The organism is Kitasatospora sp. MBT63 (assembly GCF_000710465.2).
GTDB lineage: Bacteria > Actinomycetota > Actinomycetes > Streptomycetales > Streptomycetaceae > Kitasatospora.
Genome location: NZ_JAIZ01000167.1, coordinates 1 through 3,112, shown reverse-complemented (window position 1 = coordinate 3,112; position 3,112 = coordinate 1). Strand labels below are relative to the sequence as shown.

Annotated in this window: 4 protein-coding genes; 2 read left to right on the top strand and 2 right to left on the bottom strand. The window is 72.1% G+C overall.

What is annotated here, in order from left to right:
- Both AA75_RS11225 and AA75_RS11220 read left to right on the top strand, forming a co-directional pair.
- A partial coding sequence (locus AA75_RS11225; protein ID WP_033819757.1) for a S9 family peptidase occupies positions 1–983 on the top strand: 983 nt, incomplete at its 5' end.
- A gap of 75 nt (positions 984–1,058) precedes the next feature.
- Positions 1,059–1,451, top strand: a complete 393-nt coding sequence (locus AA75_RS11220; protein WP_033819756.1) for a nuclear transport factor 2 family protein — start codon at positions 1,059–1,061, stop codon at positions 1,449–1,451.
- A gap of 11 nt (positions 1,452–1,462) precedes the next feature.
- Here the strand turns inward: AA75_RS11220 and AA75_RS11215 are convergent, their stop codons facing one another.
- Positions 1,463–2,275, bottom strand: coding sequence for an alpha/beta fold hydrolase (locus AA75_RS11215; RefSeq protein ID WP_033819755.1), 813 nt, complete (start codon positions 2,273–2,275; stop codon positions 1,463–1,465).
- Positions 2,276–2,371: 96 nt separating this feature from the next.
- Entirely contained in the window at positions 2,372–3,043 is a 672-nt protein-coding gene (locus AA75_RS11210; RefSeq protein ID WP_033819754.1) for a DUF4097 family beta strand repeat-containing protein, read from the bottom strand.
- Positions 3,044–3,112 lie beyond the last annotated feature (69 nt).

Sequence of the window (3,112 nt, the reverse complement as noted above, 5' to 3'; positions counted from 1 at the left end):
ACTACTACCGCTCCGCCGAGTTCTTCCTGCACGGCCACCCCTGCGACCCGCGCCACGACCACGCCTACGACCGCAGCGTGGCCTGCTTCCGGGCGGCGGCCGCACTCTTCACCACCCCGGTCATCGAGCCGGTCGAGATCCCCTACGAGGGCACCACCCTGCCCGGCTACCTGTACCGCGTCGACGACTCCGGCACCCCGCGGCCCACCCTGATCATGCACAACGGCTTCGACGGCACCGCCGAGGAGCTGCACTTCTTCGGCGCGATGGCCGGCGTCGAGCGCGGCTACACCGTGCTCGTCTTCGACGGCCCCGGCATGCCCGGCCCGCGCCACCACCAGGACATGGTCTTCCGCCCCGACTGGGAGAACGTGATCACCCCCGTCGTCGACTTCGCCGAGATCCTCCCGGACGTCGACAGCAGCCGCATCGCGCTGCTCGGCATCAGCATGGGCGGCATCCTCGCGCCCAGGGCCGCCGCGTTCGAGCACCGGCTGGCCGCGCTGGTCGCCGTCGACGGCCTCTACGACCTCGGCGAGACCTCCGTGCGCAACATCCCCGGCACCCGCGAGGAGGCCGAGCGGCTCCTGCGCGCCGAGGCCGCGCCGGAGCTCGACGCAGCCCTCGAGCAGATCATGGGCAAGGACCCGATCGCCCGCTGGGCGATCAACCACGGCATGTACGTCATGGGTGTCGACACCCCCCGGGCCTTCAACGCCTCGTACCTGGACCACACCCTGGCCGGCGGGATCGCCGAGCAGATCCAGTGCCCGACCCTGGTCTGCGACGCCGAGGACGACATGTTCTTCAAGGGCCAGCCCGAGCAGCTCTTCGAGCACCTCACCTGCCCGAAGACCCTGATGGTGTTCACCGCCGAGGAAGGCGCCGGCGCCCACTGCCACCCCGGCGCCATGCGCCTGACCCAGGCCCGCATCTACGACTGGCTCGACGACACCCTCAACACCACCGCCGCCAACGCCTGAGCGGCCTGAGCTTCGGCCCGCTAGCCCCCGCACCCGTTCCGAATCCACGATCCGAATCCGCACCAAGGACTTCTCATGACCCGCACCGGCATCAAGGCCGCCCTCACCGACCTGCTCCTCAACGAGTCCATCACCCTGGAGGCGGCCGCCGACCTCCACTTCACCCCCGACTACCGCCAGCGCACCGACGGCGAGTGGGCCGACCGGGCCGAGTTCCTCGACCACATCGCCCACCTGCGCACGCTCGTCGCCGGCGGCGAGGTCGAGGTCCATGAGGAGCTCTACGACGGCGGCAAGTACGCCGACCGGCACACCTGCCGCATCACGAAGAAGGACGGTTCGACCGTGAGCATGGAGGTCTACGTCTTCGCCGACCTCGCCCCCGACGGCCGCTTCCGGCGGATCGAGGAGACCACCCTGATGCTCGAGGGGTCGGACGCCGACCGCAACCTCGGCAGCGCCCGCTGACCGGTCGCGGCTCACCCGGCCCCGTGGGCGGTGGCGGTGGTGGTGTTGAGTTCGCGGACCGCGTCGGCGAGGGCCCGGAAGTCCTTGCGCAGGATCTTGGAGTGGTTGCTCGGGACCTTCGCGCTGAGCCGTATGTTCGGGTTGCGGGCGAGCACCGGGTCGAGGTTGCCGCGGATCTGCTCCATCAGCTCCGCCTCGCCGCCCAGATTGCCGCCGGAGGCGAGCACGTACCGGGTCGGCGCGGTGACCCGGTCGAGGACCGGGCCGAGGGCGGCGGTGGCGCAGAGCTCGTTGATCTCGATGTTGATCTCGGCGTGCTGCGCGGCGCTCATCCGCGCGGCCAGGCCGAGCCGGCGGGCCACCGGGAACAGCACGCTCAGCCGGCGGAACAGCGTACGGATCTGGGCCCGGGCCGCGTCGTCCAGCCAGTCGTGCGGCAGCGCGCCGTCCGCGGACACCACCCCCAGCACGCGGTCCGGGTTCCGGGCGGCCCAGTGGACCGCCAGCATCGCGCCGTAGGACCAGCCCACCAGGATCGGGCGCTCCACCCCGCGGGCCCGCAGGACGGCGTCGAGGTCGCGGAGACAGGCCTCGAACGAGTAGTCCGACGCGCGCCGCGACCTGCCGCGGGCACGCTCGTCGTAGCTGATGTGCCGGTAGCCGTCGCCGAGTTCGGCGATGACGTGCCGCCAGTGCGACCGGTCGGCGTAGGAGCCGTTGAGGTAGACCACGGGACGGCCGGGCCCGCCGGTGTCGGTCACGGCCAGGGCGGTGTCGTCGACCGGCACCATGCCGGTCCAGGGGGAGTGCTCGATGATCGTCATGGTTGCGTCTCTCCAGGGTCCGGAGTCGGAAGTGGGTCGGGGACGGCGGGCGGCGTGCCCGCCGTGGCGCGCCGTGGCGGTGCGGTGGGTGGTGGTTCAGAGGCTGCGGGCGGTGATGTCGCCGTAGGCGGTGGTGGCGTGGATGGTCAGTTCGGCCGCGGCGCCGGCGGTGTTGGCGAGTGCGTTGTGGATCCGGCCGTGGCCGGTGCCGGCGTCGAGGGTGGCGGAGGCGTCGCGGGCGGCGCCGATGACGATCGAGCCGGCCTCGGTGCGCAGGTCGACGGTGCCGCGGACGGCCTCGGTGATGTGGAGGTCGCCCTTCTGGGTGCTGATCTTCGCGGGGCCGCCCAGGCGGCCGACGGTGATGGGGCCGTCGAGGAGGGTGAGGCGGGCGGCGGCGGTCTCGTCGAGCTTGACCGTGCCCTGCGCGCCCTCGAAGGTGACGTCGCCGAGCCGGCCGACGCCACGCAGTTCGGCGACCGCGCACTTCGCCTCGACGTGGGAGCCGGCGGGCAGTTGGACGGTCACCTCGACGGATCCGGAGGAGCCGAGGATGCGGTGGTCCGCGGGCTCGGTGTCGATCCGCAGGACGCCGTCGTGGTGGGTGACGGTGGTCCGCCCGGCCGCCTTCACGTCGCGTCCCTTCGAGGCGTCCGCCGGCCGGACCTCCACCACGGTGTCGGCCCGGTCCGCGGCGATGAAGCGGATCCGGCCGGCGGGGACGTCGAGGACGACGGAGACCGGGGCGGGGGTGTCGAACTTCTGCATGGCGTGCTCCTTCGGTTGCGGCGGGCGCCCTTCGCCCTGCCGTTTCTGATGAGAGAAACGCTACGTTGC